Here is a 16,560-nt window from a genome sequence, read left to right as displayed (position 1 = left end):
GAGGAATGTGGCAAAAATACGACCGTTTCGGGCCATTCGTCCAGTAGAGGAAAAAGCGGCACAAGTGGCAGCTTTACCGTATGACGTATTAAATAGTGAAGAGGCAAGGGAAGTTGTAAAAGGGAATCCATATTCTTTCTTGCATGTTGATAAAGCAGAAATTGATTTAGATCCTGAATTGTCACCGTATGATGATCGCGTGTATGAAAAAGCGGGCGACAATTTAAAGCAATTTATACGAGAAGAAGTGTTCATACAAGATGAAGAGCCAGCGCTATATATTTATGAACTGACGATGCAAGGAAGAACGCAGTCAGGCCTTGTCGTTTGTACATCTATTGATGAGTATGAAGATGATACAATTAAAAAACATGAAAGAACACGTCATGAAAAAGAACTAGATCGTATTCGCCACGTAGATGTGTGTGACGCAAATACAGGTCCGATATTTTTAACTTACCGTACAAAAGATGAAGTAAAGCATTTAATTAGAAGCTGGAAAGAAGAGCATGCGCCAATTTATACATTTACAGCAGAAGACGGTGTTAAGCATGTTGCGTGGAAGATTGCAGATGAAGATGTAATTACGACTTTAGTAAACGCATTTGAAGATATTCCTAATCTTTATATTGCAGATGGGCATCACCGTTCTGCATCAGCTGCAAAAGTAGGACTTATGAGAAGAGAACAATATCCAAATTACACAGGAGAAGAGGAATTTAATTTCTTCTTATCGGTTCTATTCCCTCATGATGAATTATCGATTTGGGACTATAACCGAGTTGTGAAAGATTTAAACGGTTTATCAGAAGAACAGTTTTTAAAACAAATCAAGCAATACTTCTATGTAGAAGAAGCACCTGTTTCTCCGTATAAACCAAATGAACCAAAAGCATTTGGAATGTATGTAAATGAGAAGTGGTATAAGCTTACTGTGAAAGAAGAAACATTTGATGCGAATGATCTTGTTAGAGGTTTAGATGTATCTATCCTGCAAGATCATTTATTAAGCCAAGTACTTGAAATACATGATCCGCGTTCTGATTCACGCATTGATTTTGTTGGCGGAATACGGGGGCTAGAAGAACTAGAACGCCTTGTGAACAGCGGCGAATACAAAGCAGCATTCGCATTATATCCGACATCTATGGAAGATTTATTAGCAATCGCAGATGCCGGAGAAGTCATGCCGCCGAAATCAACGTGGTTTGAACCGAAACTGCGTAGTGGGTTGTTTGTTCATTCTTTAAAGTAAATATTGACTTCTATAGTTTTGAAAAACCGAAATGATTTGAGTTTCGGTTTTTCTTATTTTACAAGTGTTTTTGAGGAGGGGGATCGATGAAATTGCAAGTAGGCGAAAAAATTACCTTTGAAAGAACTTTTACGAGAGAGGATGTTGTTTTATTTACAGAAGTATCTAAAGATGAGCAGGGGAGATTTGTTGTACAAGGCCTATTAACATCAACACTACCTACAAAAATTGGCGGAGATTATAACGTACTAGCTCGTCAACAAAAAGGACATTCCTAGTATTACAAGAAATGTCCTTTCCACTAAATTATAAGGTATTTTGCTAACGTTCAAATTCTAAAATTAGTTTACTAGTTTGACCTGTAAACTGATAATTATAGGACCCTCTCAGATTTTCTAAGTTACCGGTAGCTTTAATAATTGTTCCTGGGGAATCTAAATTTCCTTTATCAAATATTCCTTGCTCTATAGCTGTGAATGTCCCTTGTTGCCCCTTATAAATTCCTTCAAAGTGTAAAAATCCAGAAATTTTAGCCGTAGCCAAGTGACCATCATTTATATTTGAGTCTAGATAATATAATAAGTATTCAACAAAAGCTTTTCCTTTTAATTCTCCATCAATATCATATTCAACATGGGCAATATTAATAGGGAAATCTTTTCTAGTATCATCAATTAGTTTTTCATCCCATTTACTTACTGTAAATGTTACGTCCATACACGTAAATCCCCCTTTATCATTAGATAAGTAATCTTCATATCATTTGAAAAGTACCAATTCACAGTCATATCTTATAGGAGTGTTTTTATTTATTTGAGTCCTGTCATATCGTTATCTTATTTCAGAATCACCTGCTCCTCCCCACGAAGGACTTACTGTCGCCACGGTATCTCCTGGCTGTAATCTCTTTGTTTTTTTAACATGTTAACTCCGCTCCTACATAATGTAATGGACTACGATTATACAAACTGTATCATTGAAAAACATGATGTATGACATTAGTTTCTTCATCATCAATCCGTTTACCTGCTGGGATTCAAGAATTCAGTCTTAGTGTTGAATATAGGAATAACCGATTTATATTTGAAAATCAAAGTATGCAACATTGCATGAGGAAAACGGTTGTTATTTTTACTACCTGTAACTATAATGATTACAGGTCGGTCGATACCAATCAAAAAAATAAAATCATCGTGAATGGAGATGTTTCATAATGGGTATGAAAAAATTAATTTTAGCAGGTGCTTTAGGGATCGCAGCATTATCAGGAACAAATTTACCAGGACTAGAAGTAACAAAAGCGAGTGCAGCTTCTATTGAATCGAATTTCTCGACGTTAGAAGGACGAGTAGTAGAAGTAGATAACGGTGTAATTGTTGTAAAATCTAAGCAATATGAGGAACCGGTTAGTGTATATATTGATTCACTTTCAAATGTGAAAGTAGGAGATGAAGTAAAAGCTACTGGATCTATGATGCGTAATTTTACAGAATATATGGTTGCAACTGCAGTTGAAAATACAACAAACAAGTTAGGTATGCACATGAAAGAAGATGGCTCACCTAATTATGTAATTGGAGAAGTATCAAAAGTAGGAACGATGGAAGATGAGGGAGACGGTGCTACTAAATATGTTGTAGTTGAGTATCCATCGCTAAATGGGAAGAAAGCTATTATTGATGTTTTCTTAACAAAGGGACAAGTATTTAATGCGGGTGAGAAAGTGAAAATTGATATGAAGTATGTAGGGTGGGGCGGAAGTTCTATTAACTGGAACACAGTTGACCATATTGAAAAAGTTCATGAAGCAAAGACGAACGCTGAAAATAATGATGGTGTATGGATTTGGTCTTAATTAAAATCCTGTAAATAACAAATGTATCATGTAGTATCCAGCAAATGGTGATGTGTATGACCATTTGCTGGATACTTTTTTGCTTTGTATTTTTTGAGAATAAGGGATATCCGACTAGAATATGATGTTTAAATCAGAGCGAGTTAAAAAATACAATAATGAAAGAGGTGTTTATATATGGAGCGAGATGAGAATTATTTACGAGCTAAAAAAAGAGTGGAGAATTTAAAAGCGTTTTACATTCATTTAACGGTCTATATATTAGTTAACTTAATGCTTTTTTTCATAAATATAAGCTCTGATTCAAGTAAATTATGGTTTTTATATCCACTTGGAGGTTGGGGGATTGGTATCGTTATACACGGTTTAACAACTTTTCCATTTGGGATATTCGGAAAAGAATGGGAAGAACGAAAAATTAAAGAGTATATGGAGAAAGATAAGTGAAAAAATCAGAGATTTATGAATATAAATCTCTGTGAGCACACGTTTGATGCGAAGCCTATTCTATAGCTTCGCCTATTTGTTTTGTACTCGAAGTTAATGCGAGTACGTGTTCCTATTCATTTTTAGCATGAATTGCATGTGAAATCAAAACTTTAGTTGTAGTACATAATAAATACAGTTATTTTACTTTCTTAATTACAAGTGGATATAGGATAAAGTTGATTTATCATCCTATATTAAAATAAAAAACAAACCACTGTTCGATTTGAATATTCCACGATATAATGGTGAGAGTTTATGACAGAATAAATATTTACATAAGAAGTGAGGTACTGTATGAAAAAAAGAACGACAGACATTATTTTTATTATTATTGGTGCATTTCTTTTTGCTTTAGGTGTCAATTTATTTGTTATCCCGAACGAGTTTGGTGAGGGTGGGGTAACAGGTATCACGATTATTACGTACTATTTATTTGAATGGTCACCAGGTTTAGTTAACTTAATTTTAAATGCGATTTTGTTAATAGTCGGTTATAAATTTTTAAATAAAATCACAACAATTTATACGATTATCGCTGTAGTGACTAACTCGCTATTTCTTCATTTAACAGAAGGCTGGACGATTGCTTCGGATGAAATGCTTGTAAATGCCATTTTCGGAGGAATATTTATCGGGTGTGGTATTGGTCTTATCATTCGCGTTGGCGGAACAACTGCAGGTACTACGATCTTAGCAAGGATGACACATAAATATTTAGGCTGGAGCATTAGCTACGGTCTACTGTTCTTCGATTTAATCGTTGCATTTTCATCTTATTTCATCATTGGTGCAGAAAAACTGATGATAACAATTATTATGCTATATGTAGCAACGAAAGTGATGGAATTTGTAATTGAAGGGTTAAATCCGAAGAAGGCTATTACGATTATTTCTGATAATCCAGATGAAATTGCCGGGAAGGTGACAACCTTAATGGGGAGAGGGGTTACCGTGTATTCAGGTCATGGCTATTACACGAAAACGCCGAAGGAAATTCTTTATGTTGTTATTAATAAGCAAGAAGTAGTGAAGCTAAAGCGGATTGTTCAAACTACGGATCCGGCGGCGTTCATCGCTATACACGATGTTCGTGATGTGTTCGGAGAAGGATTTGTTGATATTTCGAAGGCTTAGAAATTGTTTTTGATTAAAATAATCTTAATACTAAAACGTAAGAATCTATTTTGAATAATCTTTTTTCAAAATAGATTCTTTTTCTTTTTCTTGCAAAAAATCCAATTGTTTCTTAATGTAGTGATGTAGAAGGATGAACGAGAGAGGGTTTAATGAAGATGATACATATTTTATTAGCTGATGATGATAAGCATATTAGAGAGTTGTTGCATTACCATTTACAAAAAGAGGGGTTTAAAGTTTTTGAAGCAGAAGATGGAAAGGTAGCGCAAGACGTTTTAGAGAAGGAAAATATTCATCTTGCGATCGTAGACATTATGATGCCGTTCGTTGATGGCTATACGTTATGTGAAGAAATCCGGAAGTATCATGATATACCGGTTATTTTATTAACGGCGAAAGATCAGTTAGTTGATAAAGAAAAAGGATTCATTTCTGGTACGGACGATTATATCGTAAAACCATTTGAACCAGCTGAAGTGATTTTCCGTATGAAAGCTTTATTACGACGTTATCAAATGCTGAGTGCAGATATTATTACGTTGCACGGAACGACAATTGATCGAAAAGGTGTAGAAGTAAAGTGTAACGGTCAAACAATTTTGCTTCCTTTAAAGGAATTTGAGTTATTATCACAACTTGCTAGTTATCCTGGAAGAACATTTTCAAGAGAAGAGCTAATTGAATTAGTATGGGGAATGGATTTTGAAGGAGATGAACGAACAGTTGATGTTCATGTGAAAAGGCTGCGAGATCGTTTCTCAAAACGAACGGATGATTTTCAAATTACAACAGTGCGCGGCCTCGGGTATAAGTTGGAGTTGAAATAAGATGAAATCACTATATTCTAGATTTGTATTTATGACGGTCGGCATTATGCTACTTAGTAGTATTATCGGCTTTTTATTAACGAACGTATATTATCAAGTGAAGTTAAAACCATATAACAGTGAAAAGATTTTAAAGTATGCGGAAGAAGTTAAATCGTTATATGAAAAGCAAAGTGAAGAAAATCAAGAGACGTATTTGCATTCTATTGCAAATTTAGGGTATGAGATTTACATTGTTGATGATCAAAAGAATGGAAAGCGTATCGGTAATGCGTTTCGTAAGACGACAATAAGTGATGATACCGTTCATAAAGTATTGCAGGGGGAGACATTTAATGGTGTTTCTACTTATCCAACGCGCCTCTTTATTACAGGTTTTTTCGATAATGAATTAATTAATAGCGTCGGTGTCCCAGTACAACACGGTGATAAACAGTACGCTTTATTCATTCGCCCTGACGTTCAACAACAATTCGGCGAGATGAGAATTTTTCTAGCGGTATTATTAGGGTTTATCGTACTATTAAGTATTATTTTTATAGCGATTGCAGCAGGTTACATCGTTCGCCCAATCCGTAAATTTACGAAGGCTACGCAAAAAATTGCGAGTGGGGAATATGAAATTGAATTAGATGTAAAACGAAAAGATGAAATAGGAACGTTATCTACAAGCTTCCAAAAGATGACGAAGAGTATTAAAGAACTAGATGAAATGAGACAAGAATTCGTTTCGAACGTTTCACATGAATTTCAGTCGCCACTTTCTTCCATACAAGGTTTTTCAAAGACGTTGCAAACAGAAAAGATGAGTGAGGAAGAAAGAAATCATTACTTACAAATTATTGAGGGTGAAAGTAAGCGAATGTCTAGTTTATGTAAACAGTTACTTACGCTCGCTTCATTAGATAAAGAGGAAAAGGTTCTACAAATAAGAGAATTCAATCTGCAGAAGCAAATTAAAGACGTCATTTTTATGCTTGAGTGGAAATGGCGGGAAAAAGATATCGCCGTTGAATTTAATGTGCCAGATATCACTATAAAAGGTGATGAAAACTTACTTCATCAAGTTTGGAGTAACATTTTCACGAATAGCATTAAGTTTTCAAACGATGGTGGAACGATTGAGTTTTTCGTCGAAGAGTTAGAGTCTAGTGTCATTATTTCTATATCAGACAACGGAATCGGTATGGAAAAAGAAGAAATGGATCGTATTTTTGACCGTTTTTACAAAGTAGATACAGCAAGGACGAGAAACGTAGAAGGTAGCGGTTTAGGATTGTCGATTGTGCAGAAGATTGTTGAACTGCATCATGGAAACGTTTCGGTGTATAGTACGAAGGGGGAAGGAACGACCGTTCGGGTGGAGCTTCCGAAATAGATGGAAAGAAAGAGGCTGTTTCGGAACGGCCTCTTTTTTTTTGGTCTCTAGTATACGTGTAAAGTGAAAAAATGTGAGTCATTTTCATTACATACTCGGACGAGTTTGTGGAGTGAAATCAGGAGGAAGTTTGTTTGGAAATGTAGAATTTCTACATAGTTATAAGGATTTTATTGAAACTGTAACTATTTAGGGAGGAAATTACTTTGAAACGAATTGACGTGTTATTAAACGTACTAGATTCAACATTCGATAAAGAGAGTTGGTATGCACCGTTTAAACATGCTATTGAAGGACTTACAGCCGAACAGGCTATGTGGAAACCATCTGGTGAGGAAACGAATACCATTTGGGAGAACGTTAATCATCTCATTTATTACAAAGAGAGGCTTGCTGCAAACTTGGAAGGCCGTGAATGGACACATAATCTTGACGGAAATGACACATTTTATCTTACTAAGCAATCTAATGATGATATGGAATGGAAGAAAGTCGTTGAACGTTCTGAAAATGCTCAGTGTAATTTAAGACAGGCATTAAGTGCAATTTCCGAAAGAGAGCTTGAGCAAAATTCACTAGAGGGGAAATTACTGGATATCATGCTTCATGATGCTTATCATACAGGACAAATTATTCAATTAAGGAAAATGCAGGGTGCTTGGCCATCAAAGCGTTAACTGCCGTTATAAGTTGGTACTATTGTTGAATAAAATTTAGATATTCAAACGACTTTATTGTTATATTTTTAGTGAATTATTTTACATCCAAAATGAAATAACTATATTTTTAACCCCGTCCCCAATTTAGAACGGGGTTATGTTTGGTTTGCTATAAAGCCGCACCTTTCCCACGCTCTTCCTTAAACCGAACCCCAAAAGTATCCGCTGTAATCTCATCAGCTTTCGGCAAAGCCCGTAATTTCGGATGAAGCAGCCATACGAGAGAGATAAAGAAAATCCCGATGCTAGCGAGCGCAAAAATGAGTTGGCTACTAAATACATTTGCGGTGTATCCGCCAATTAAAGAACCGAATGGCATAGCAATTGTGCCCATACTTCGCATGACTGAATTGATGCGTCCGATATATTGATTTGGAATTACAATTTGACTAATTGTCGCAAATAATATGTTCGTGGCACCAATTGGGATCCAAGCTAGGCCGAATAAAAAAATAGACAGCCATTGAAACGGTACAATCGTAGAGAGAAACCAAAAGATAGCGCCAGTCGCAAAGCTAATAATAGAAGTGCGGCCAACATTACGTTTGCCAACCCATGAACTGAATAATGCACCGATGAGACTACCTGCTGATATAGCAGCTAAGAAGAAGCCATATGATTTCACGCCTCCTAAAGAATCAGCGAAAGAAGGGAGTATCGCCATCGTCATACCGATTGAGAAATTAGCAACAACTGAACCGATTAAGAATGCGCCCATTAAGGAACGGAAGACAATTGAAAAACCTTCTTTTAAATCTGAGAAATATTGTTTTGTTGAAAGTGATGTGCCCGTTTCGGTTTGCTTTGGCATTTTCAATGAAAAGAACAAAAGGGCAGTAATCGCGAATGTGAAAGAGTCGATCACATATAAAGTAATGGCGCCAAGTAGTGCTACTAATATGCCAGAAATCGTCGTACAAATTAAGTCAATACCTTGATACGCAAATGAGAAGAGTGAGTTTCCTTTTAATAATTGTGTTTTATGCAGTAGAAGTGGTAAAGCTTTCGATTGTGCGGGATAGGCGAATTGTTCGATAAAGGCTACGATTGGCATAATGATGAGTAGTAGTTGGACTGTTAATAGATCGAAGTAGTGTGTAATAGGAATGATTAAAATAAGAATGCATTGCAGAACTTGTGTAATGACGAGGGTGTTTTTAATGGACCATCTATCAACGAATGGACCAGTAAGAAATTGAAGTGCAGAGGGTAATAATGTAAGAAAACCAGCCAATCCAGAATAAAAAGGATTACCACTTAGCTTATATACGAGCCACATCGCGGCTACATAATACAAACTATCTCCTATGTTTGTAAAAATTCTCCCTAAAAATAATAAGAGGAAATTCCGGTTTTTCAATATGTCCATTTAATCTACTCCTTTATAATAAATTTATTCGGTAAAATAAATTTGACCGTTAGTGTAAAAAAAATCGTATTACGATTTTTCTTCTTTTTTCACAAATCGCTGCATTGCTCGTTCGTCGATTTGTAGTGCAGTAGTAGAAATGTAATAAGATTTACTATTTGGATCTTTATCCGCATCTTTTGCGATATCATTTAATTCAGCCATCAATTCATGAAACTTTTTTACCCACACTTGAAATTGTTCCGGCGTAGCATCAAACTCCCAGCAAGATGAAACGTAATTCCACTCAGCCGGGTCTTCGCTTTCTTTTCGTAATATAAAAGCTTCTTCAGGAGCAGCGAGAATATGGTTTTTCGTTGTTTCTGCCATTTGTAAAAAGATTTGGCGACCTGATTCGCTTAACATTTCTAAATGAGGTAATAGGTCTGCAGCAGGGGTGAAGCCTCTAGCGACAGATTGATAGAACTTTTGAATGATGCCATTCTTTTCTTCTGTATAAACAATCTCTATAAAACCATTCTTTTCTAATTCTTTTAAATGATAATGAATTTTCGCCCTTGGAATGCCGAATTTCTCAGATAGTAATTGTCCTGTATAAGGACGTTCGCATAGACGCATCATCATTTCGACACGTAGTGGATCGCTTATTGCTTTTAGTTGGCTATAAGTAGTGAGTGTTAACATGGGCTTCAAAATGATCAACTCCTTAAATGGAATTACTCGGTCAAGATTATTTGACTGAATTGTATCAAGGATTTTAGTTATTTTCAATACTTTCTGAAAATTAAATCTTCCCCTCTGTAATCTTCTGTTCATATTCCGTTCATATTTCTTTTTTATGATTAGTGCATAGAAAGAAAGAGGAAGGAGCGAGCGAAATGTTTTTAGCTCTGCGTGAATTAAAACAATCAAAATTAAGATACGGATTAATCGGACTGATTATGGTGTTATTATCATTTTTAGTTCTTGTTATTTCAGGATTAGCAAATGGACTATCATATGATAATGCTTCATCAATTCAAAATATGGAGGCGAATAAGTTCGTTTTAGCAGATGATGCGGAAAATAAATTACTTCGTTCACAAATTAAGAAAGACGATGTAGATAACGTAGTCAATCAAGTAGGCGAGAAAGAGGCCGTTCCGTTTCGTGTAAAAGTTTCAACATATGAAAAGAAAGATAGTTCGAAAAAAGTGGATGTCGCTATTTTCTCAAGTGAACGTGATTCATTTTTAGAACCGAAAATTGTAAAAGGGGAGAAATTAGGTACAGCAAACAACGAGATGGTTGCTGACGAATCAATTAAAGAAAAAGGAATTGATATTGGAGATACAATTATTGATCCTGTTTCAAAGAAAGAATTTACAATCGTTGGATTTACGAAAGATCAAATGTTTAGCCATACACCAGTCGTTTATGTAAATGAAGACGTATGGGGTGCTATTTCACAACCAAACCAAAAAGATTATAGTGCAATTGCACTTAACACAGATAAAGAGATTAAAAATGCACACGTAATTGACAAAAAAGAAGTGCTACAAAGTATTCCAGGATTTAAAGAAGAACAAGGAACATTAACGATGATCATTGCGTTCTTACTTGTTATCGCTGCATTACTAATCGGTGTATTCTTCTACGTTATTACACTGCAAAAAACACAGCAATTAGGCGTATTAAAAGCAATTGGTACGAAGAACTCTTATTTAGCAAATAGCTTAGTCGTACAGGCGTTATTCTTATCAGTCGTTGCGATGGTAATAAGTATTGTTCTTGTACAAGGGTTAGAACAAATTTTACCAGCTGGTATGCCATTCTTATTAACAACACCGATGATTGCACAATATGCAGCAATCTTTATCGTTATTAGTATTTTAGGAACACTTATTTCGTTATATCAAGTATTAAAAGTTGATGCATTAGAAGCAATTGGAGGCGGGATGTAATGACTTCATTATTAAAATTAGACAAAGTAAGTAAAGTGTACGGAGAAGGGAATACGGAAGTAACAGCCCTTCATCCGATATCGCTTGATGTGAAAGCCGGAGAATTTATCGGAATCGTCGGTCCTTCTGGATCAGGGAAAAGTACGTTATTATCAATCGCGGGTGCATTATTATCACCATCAAAAGGGGATATTTACATTCGTGAGCAAAATATTACACAGTTATCAGAAAAGGAAATGACAGACATTCGTTTGAAAAAAATCGGCTTCATTTTCCAGTTTGCAAACCTTGTTCCATATTTAAATGTGAAAGAACAGTTACTTTACATTGCAAAGCTAAAAAAAGAAAGTAAACAAGAATCCGAAAAGCGTGCAGATCATTTATTAGCGGCATTTGGATTAGGAGAAAGAAAGAATCATTATCCAAATCAACTATCTGGCGGGGAAAAACAAAGGGTAGCAATCGCTCGTGCGTTCATGAACAACCCAGATTTAATATTAGCGGATGAGCCAACGGCAAGCTTAGACTCAAAACGCGCACGTGAAGTTGTTGAAATGATGAAACGCGAAGTGAAAGAGAGCCAAAAAGCAGCAATTATGATTACACATGATGAAAGAATGCTTGATGTATGTGATCGTATATTGATGCTTCGAGATGGACAGTTAATATAAAAAAAGGAAAACCGTACATGTATGTGCGGTTTTCCTTTTTTTATGGACTTATTTAGAGAATAACGTTTTAATTTTATTACGAGTAAGTAATAAAACACCGCCTAATACAGATAGCATTCCTAGAGCCATATTGTTTGATTGCTCGCTACCAGCGTTAGGAAGTTCTTTAGCGTTATTGTTTTTAGTACCATTATCTGCTTGCGTTTGTTTAGACTGTGATACTTCATTAATCTTGTTATCAACATTTTGCTTCGTTGTATGTAACTCAGCTAATTTGTCGTCAATTTTTTTCTCAGTATGCTTAAAGTCGTTGATTTTAATATCTAAGTCTTGTTTTTTCTTTGATAAATCATCTGAAACAGTTTGTTTCGATTGTTTAATTTCGTTAATTTTATTAATTAAATCTTGTCTAGCTTCTTGTAAAACAGCTAGTTTGTTTTTTACATCTTGTTTAGCTAATTCTAAGTTAGCGGAAAGACTGTCTAAATTGCCTTTAATTTTCTTAAGTTCCTCTAACGTGTTACCGGTATTCGGCTTGTTTTCTTTTAGTTCAGCGAGTTTGTCCTCAGCAGTTTGTTTCGCTTTCTTTAACTCAGCTAATTTTTCATCTACTTGTTTTTTAACTTCCTTAAGTTCATTAACCTTTTGATCAATGTTCTCTTTATGTTGCTTCATTTCATTCACTTTTTCATCGACAGTTTGTTTATGTTCTTTAATCTCATTCACTTTGTTATCGATATTTTGCTTATGTTCTTTTACTTCAGCAACTTTATCTTCTACTTGTTTTTTATGCTCTTTAATTTCAGCGATTTTATCTTCGGCGATTTGTTTGTCTTGCTGCAGTTTTGCATCTAGTTCTTGTTTATGCTGTTTAACTTCGTTAATTTTTTCATCAGCAACTTGTTTACGTTCATGTAGTTCATTCACTTTTGTATCAACATTTTCCTTAACCTTGTTAAGTTCATTTAATGTTTGATCCACGTTTTCTTTTTGTTGCTGCAATTTTGCATCTAACTCTTGTTTATGTTGCTTAATTTCAGCTAATCGATCTCCCGTACTTTGCTGAGGAGTAGCATCATTTACTTCCGCATGAGCAGAGTTCGCGCCAGCAATCATTGCTAAAGCTAGTGTAGACGCAGCAATTGTTTGTTTTGTTTTCATATTTTTGTACCTCTTTTCTTTCATATGCATGAACTGTTTTGTGTAAAAATGAGCATATAGAAGTAGATTATCTTATTATTATATACTATGTTAGGCGCTTAGAGGAAGGATTTGCATAATAATCTATGATTATGTAATTTTTATAATCTCTTATTTGGGGTAGGGGATAAACCTTTAGCTAGATGAACAATTTCTTCTATAGTAAAGCTTACATCTTTATTATTGCGAATAACAAACAAATAATCAGCCTCATTTTCTATAGGATCTACCACATCATCGTGAAGTGATTCAGTTTGTTGTCGATCAAATACTTCTTTGAAACTAGAATATCCACCTCTAAAAATATTGGTACTTCGCGTGCTTCGAGCCACTCTTTCGTAAAGTACATCATCTGGAATGTCAAAATGAACGAGTATGCGTACATATTCATTCTGTGGAAATAATTCGTTTAGTAAATATAACCTTCCATTTTTACTGCGATTGGAGTTACTAATAATAAGGTGTAAATTTGAATGTTCTTTCGCATAATCAACAATGAATTTTGAAAGACCGTGCTTAAATGTATTAGGGCCTTTAGCCGGCTGTAATTTTTCGTAATGCGTGTTAATAAATTCAGCTTGATTATCTTGATCCATAACGAAAGAGTGGGGTAACTCTTTTTCTAAAGCTTTTGCAAATGTAGTTTTACCGCTGTGTGTTTTTCCTACAGTAATAATGACGAATCGTTTCATATTGCCCTCCATTTGTATTGTTATGAACTGGAATATTCGGTGTAGATCAAAATCTTCCTGCTAGAGATTACACAAATTATTGGAGCGTTAGTAGGATGAAAACTTGACAAAAAAACTTATTTATGCTATAATTTACCGATACGAAAATAAGGTGTATAATAGGGTTCTCCTGGCCAGGGGAACCCTATTTTTGTTGTGAAAATGAAGGAGAGTGTATGTGCGTGAAACAAGGTGAAGCAAGTGTAACGTCGTTAGTATCAGCATTCGGAAGGGCGTATCATAGTGAATTTGATAGTCCTAAAATCTTTAATGATTATGTAGCTAAAGATTTCATTTCACAAAAAGAACGTAACAATATTGAAACGAACATGGTTCAAGGGATTCACTTTTTCAATACAGACATTGCAGAGCAGTTTCAAGACAATCCAAAAGAAATATTAAAATGGATTACACAAGTTCAGTTATCACCAACACCTTTAGCACGTGCCGCATATTGTGAAAGAGTATTACTACATGAAATTACATTAGGAGCGAAACAATACGTCATACTCGGTGCAGGCTTAGATACGTTCAGTTTTAGAAACCGAGAGTTAGAGAATAAAATAGAAATATTTGAAGTGGATCATCCTTCTACGCAGGCGTTTAAGAAGGAAAGAATAAAAGAAGTAGAAATTGAAGTTCCAAATAACCTTCATTTTGTTTCAATGGATTTTACGAAAGGATTTTCCTATGAACAGTTACGCAATGAAGGATTTGAAAATAAAAAGACTTTCTTTAGCCTTTTAGGTGTTACGTACTATTTAACGAAAGAGGAACTTGCTAGTTTATTAGAATGTTTATTCGAGATGGTTCCGGCAGGTAGTTCTATCGTTTTTGATTATCCCGATGAAAATTTGTTTACGGAAAAGGGACTGTCCAATCGAGTTGAAAATATGGTGAAAATGGCTGCGGTAGGCGGAGAACCAATGAAATCATGTTTTTCTTATGCCGAAATGGAAGCACTGTTAGAGAAGGCGGGCTTACTTATTTATGAGCATTTATCGCCAGAAGACATAAATACATTATATTTTGAAGGACGAAACGATTATTTGAAAGCTTTTGAGACGGTGCATTATGTGCATGCGGTGAAGAAATAGATGATTTGTGGGCATAGGGAGGAATCTCTGTGTCTTTTTTGTATTACATTCACTGCCCTTGAATAAAGAACAGTAAAACCCTAAGTATGTAGAACTTTGATTTTTATTACAATTTTGTAAGGTTAAGTAATAAAAATCGATAGAACTAGATAAATGAATGGGATATTCTGAGTGACGGAAAGAATATTCTGAAAAAGGGGTAGGGCAAATGAAGAATAGACAAAAAGCGTCGATAATATGCAAAGGTATTTTATGTTTAATTATTTGTATGTTAATTACGAATGAAGTGTGGTTTATGAAAATAGCGAGGGCAGAATCGGGTACATTGACTGATAGGAGTATAGAAAACTTAAAAAAAAAGCTGGATGAACAGGTACCAAAATGGCAGGAGAATTATGAGGTACCAGGGGTTGCAATAGGGATTGTACATGAGGGGCGTATTGCTTATACACTTAACTATGGTTATGTAGATAAAAAGACAAAAAAAGCGGTGAGTGATGATACTGTGTTTCAGGCTGGTTCCATATCTAAAAGCCTTACAGCGTGGGGAATCTTGCATCTTGTAGATGAAGGTCGTTTATCACTAGATGACTCCGTTGGAAAATTTCTAACCAAATGGAAATTACCTAATTCAGAGTTTAATAATAATGAAGTCACGATAAGAAGATTGTTAAGCCATACAGCAGGGCTGTCTGCACATAAAGGATACCTTGGGGTTGCACCAGGAAAACATCTTGATTCTATCGAGGAGTCTTTGTCTGGAAAAGGATGGCTTAATGAACCAGTGGAGGTTACCAATAAACCAGGTTCAGAAACAATATACTCTGGTGGAGGATATACAATTTTACAACTTGTAATTGAAGAGGTTACTGGAATACCGTTTAATCGTTATATGGAAGAACAAATTATGAAACCTTTAGGAATGAACTCTAGTTCATTTTTACAAAATCCTGAAAACCCTAACCTTTCGAAAGGCTATGGATATTTTGGAGAGGAGCTCCCTAGTTACCAATTTACCGAACAGGCTGCTGCAGGCCTCAAGACAAATGTTACGGATATGATGACATTGATACTTGCAAGCATGGATGCAAATAATAAAGGGAGTGGTGTCATCAAAAGTGAACGTGTTGAAGAAATGCAAAAGCCAGTATTAGGGGAGAATGGTTTAGGTATATTTGAAAAAAAACTATCTAATCAATGGAAATTACTTTATCATTCTGGTGACAATCGAGGCTGGCATTCTTTTTATGGTTTCATTCCTAATACAAAGGGTGGATTGGTAATTCTTACGAATAGTGAAGGTGGTATAGACTTACGACAGGATATTTACCACGCATGGATTGAATATGAAACGGGAAAATTACCTGAAAGTTACTTTGCTCTAGCTGAGCAGAGAAAAAATAACTTCATTACATCAATTGTTAATGGAGCCGCACTTGGTGTATACTTGCTACTATTTGTAATTAGATTGTACAAAGGTAGAAGAACTTTCATTTTTAAGCAAGAGAAGAAATCCTACATCGGATTAGTAGTTAGGACATTTTTACTTATTATTACTGCTATTCTCGTTTTTTGTGCTGCCTATTTGTGGAGGGTTTTCAGCTTGAATTCCGGTAATACAATAAATTTTATTCTAATAATGGTATGGATTATAACATTATTAATTAGTGGATTTTTCCCGAAAATTAGAAGTAATAAAAAACAACGTATGAAAATAAAAGATTTAACATCAAAATTTACATGTATGTAATGTAAAAGACTAGAAAGCTATATTGGCGCGAATTGCTAATTGTGGAGTGTGAAAAAAGACAAAATCTCTTAAAAAACACTTAATTTTTTATTCCATTAATCTTTACAATCTCCCCCTATAATGTGAATTGGACAAGCAC

Annotated in this window: 16 protein-coding genes and 1 pseudogene; 12 read left to right on the top strand and 5 right to left on the bottom strand. The window is 35.1% G+C overall.

Annotated elements, in window-relative coordinates; all coding sequences use genetic code 11:
• The first annotated feature begins 7 nt into the window (after window positions 1-7).
• Complete coding sequence (locus tag HFD78_RS12935; protein ID WP_001063069.1) at window positions 8-1,255, top strand: DUF1015 domain-containing protein; 1,248 nt, start codon at window positions 8-10, stop codon at window positions 1,253-1,255.
• Between the two features lie 86 nt (window positions 1,256-1,341).
• A pseudogene (locus HFD78_RS12930) lies at window positions 1,342-1,515 on the top strand (hotdog family protein); the annotation flags it as partial.
• A gap of 61 nt (window positions 1,516-1,576) precedes the next feature.
• On the opposite strand, the gene HFD78_RS12925 reads toward HFD78_RS12930, so the two are convergent.
• The gene (locus HFD78_RS12925; protein ID WP_000383503.1) at window positions 1,577-1,972 is read right to left on the bottom strand and encodes a DUF3224 domain-containing protein; all 396 of its coding nucleotides are present in this window, start codon (window positions 1,970-1,972) and stop codon (window positions 1,577-1,579) included.
• 496 nt (window positions 1,973-2,468) lie between these two features.
• On the opposite strand from HFD78_RS12925, the gene HFD78_RS12920 reads away from it, so the two are divergent.
• The 6 genes from HFD78_RS12920 to HFD78_RS12895 all read left to right on the top strand — a co-directional run bounded on the left by HFD78_RS12920 (window position 2,469) and on the right by HFD78_RS12895 (window position 7,618).
• A complete protein-coding gene (locus HFD78_RS12920) occupies window positions 2,469-3,110 on the top strand; it encodes a F0F1 ATP synthase subunit alpha (protein WP_000525525.1) in 642 nt (213 codons plus the stop codon).
• Between the two features lie 177 nt (window positions 3,111-3,287).
• Window positions 3,288-3,557 (top strand): 2TM domain-containing protein, encoded by a 270-nt coding sequence (locus HFD78_RS12915; RefSeq protein ID WP_000438994.1) that lies wholly within the window; start codon window positions 3,288-3,290, stop codon window positions 3,555-3,557.
• A 336-nt stretch (window positions 3,558-3,893) separates the two neighbouring features.
• On the top strand, window positions 3,894-4,733 hold the full coding sequence (locus HFD78_RS12910; protein WP_000747492.1) for a YitT family protein: 840 nt from the start codon (window positions 3,894-3,896) through the stop codon (window positions 4,731-4,733).
• Between the two features lie 152 nt (window positions 4,734-4,885).
• Entirely contained in the window at window positions 4,886-5,563 is a 678-nt protein-coding gene (locus HFD78_RS12905; protein ID WP_000781961.1) for a response regulator transcription factor, read from the top strand.
• A gap of 1 nt (window position 5,564) precedes the next feature.
• Window positions 5,565-6,941, top strand: coding sequence for a sensor histidine kinase (locus HFD78_RS12900; protein ID WP_098005363.1), 1,377 nt, complete (start codon window positions 5,565-5,567; stop codon window positions 6,939-6,941).
• A gap of 206 nt (window positions 6,942-7,147) precedes the next feature.
• On the top strand, window positions 7,148-7,618 hold the full coding sequence (locus tag HFD78_RS12895; RefSeq protein ID WP_000821015.1) for a DinB family protein: 471 nt from the start codon (window positions 7,148-7,150) through the stop codon (window positions 7,616-7,618).
• 151 nt (window positions 7,619-7,769) lie between these two features.
• On the opposite strand, the gene HFD78_RS12890 is transcribed toward HFD78_RS12895, so the two are convergent.
• Both HFD78_RS12890 and HFD78_RS12885 read right to left on the bottom strand, forming a co-directional pair.
• Window positions 7,770-9,029: an MFS transporter gene (locus HFD78_RS12890; protein WP_087948644.1), complete on the bottom strand. Its 1,260-nt coding sequence runs from the start codon at window positions 9,027-9,029 to the stop codon at window positions 7,770-7,772.
• Window positions 9,030-9,098: 69 nt separating this feature from the next.
• A complete protein-coding gene (locus HFD78_RS12885; protein ID WP_000803871.1) occupies window positions 9,099-9,722 on the bottom strand; it encodes an ArsR/SmtB family transcription factor in 624 nt (207 codons plus the stop codon).
• Window positions 9,723-9,907: 185 nt separating this feature from the next.
• On the opposite strand from HFD78_RS12885, the gene HFD78_RS12880 reads away from it, so the two are divergent.
• Together HFD78_RS12880 and HFD78_RS12875 are read left to right on the top strand one after the other, a co-directional pair.
• On the top strand, window positions 9,908-10,972 hold the full coding sequence (locus HFD78_RS12880) for an ABC transporter permease (protein WP_000477761.1): 1,065 nt from the start codon (window positions 9,908-9,910) through the stop codon (window positions 10,970-10,972).
• Window positions 10,972-11,643 (top strand): ABC transporter ATP-binding protein, encoded by a 672-nt coding sequence (locus tag HFD78_RS12875; protein WP_000202594.1) that lies wholly within the window; start codon window positions 10,972-10,974, stop codon window positions 11,641-11,643. The genes HFD78_RS12880 and HFD78_RS12875 overlap by 1 nt, the downstream gene beginning before the upstream one ends.
• 48 nt (window positions 11,644-11,691) lie before the next feature.
• On the opposite strand, the gene HFD78_RS12870 is transcribed toward HFD78_RS12875, so the two are convergent.
• Window positions 11,692-12,804: an LPXTG cell wall anchor domain-containing protein gene (locus tag HFD78_RS12870; RefSeq protein ID WP_098005359.1), complete on the bottom strand. Its 1,113-nt coding sequence runs from the start codon at window positions 12,802-12,804 to the stop codon at window positions 11,692-11,694.
• Window positions 12,805-12,944: 140 nt separating this feature from the next.
• On the bottom strand, window positions 12,945-13,535 hold the full coding sequence (locus HFD78_RS12865) for an ATP-binding protein (protein ID WP_000819858.1): 591 nt from the start codon (window positions 13,533-13,535) through the stop codon (window positions 12,945-12,947).
• A 215-nt stretch (window positions 13,536-13,750) separates the two neighbouring features.
• Between HFD78_RS12865 and HFD78_RS12860 the strand changes: the two genes are divergently transcribed.
• Together HFD78_RS12860 and HFD78_RS12855 are read left to right on the top strand one after the other, a co-directional pair.
• Window positions 13,751-14,671 (top strand): class I SAM-dependent methyltransferase, encoded by a 921-nt coding sequence (locus HFD78_RS12860; protein WP_033668010.1) that lies wholly within the window; start codon window positions 13,751-13,753, stop codon window positions 14,669-14,671.
• A 208-nt stretch (window positions 14,672-14,879) separates the two neighbouring features.
• Complete coding sequence (locus tag HFD78_RS12855) at window positions 14,880-16,421, top strand: serine hydrolase domain-containing protein (protein WP_000797423.1); 1,542 nt, start codon at window positions 14,880-14,882, stop codon at window positions 16,419-16,421.
• Window positions 16,422-16,560: the final 139 nt, after the last annotated feature.

Source organism: Bacillus sp. EKM501B (assembly GCF_011800505.1).
Classification (GTDB): domain Bacteria; phylum Bacillota; class Bacilli; order Bacillales; family Bacillaceae_G; genus Bacillus_A; species Bacillus_A cereus.
Note: the sequence above shows the minus strand (reverse complement) of the source record. Positions and strands in the feature narration are given on the sequence as shown.